The sequence below is a fragment of the Microbacterium sp. GbtcB4 genome (assembly GCF_019091465.1).
GTDB lineage: Bacteria > Actinomycetota > Actinomycetes > Actinomycetales > Microbacteriaceae > Microbacterium > Microbacterium paraoxydans.
The window spans coordinates 1-233 of sequence record NZ_JAGXJJ010000645.1; the positions used below are offsets into that span (position 1 = coordinate 1).

Consider the following 233-nt stretch of genomic DNA (forward strand, 5'->3'; position numbering starts at 1 on the left):
GAGGACGAGGCCGGCGCGCGGGTTGAAGGCGACGCGGGCCGGAGGGCGGCCGCCCGACGAGACCGCTTCACCGGCGGGGCGGAGGAGATCGGCGGCGAGCAGCGCGTCGACCCGGGACGCGACGGTGGGGCGGGCGAGGCCGGTGAGGGCGGCGAGCTCCGCCTTGGTGCGCGCGGGCCCGTCGCGGAGGATCTGGAAGATCTCGCCGGTCCCGGGGGAGGGCGTCGCGAGCG

The 233-nt window shown here is 79.4% G+C and carries 1 protein-coding gene; it reads right to left on the reverse strand.

Annotated elements, in window-relative coordinates; translation table 11 throughout:
• Window positions 1-201 (reverse strand): winged helix-turn-helix transcriptional regulator (locus KVS71_RS19105; RefSeq protein ID WP_368874985.1); only part of this gene is annotated, 201 nt, incomplete at its 3' end.
• Window positions 202-233 lie beyond the last annotated feature (32 nt).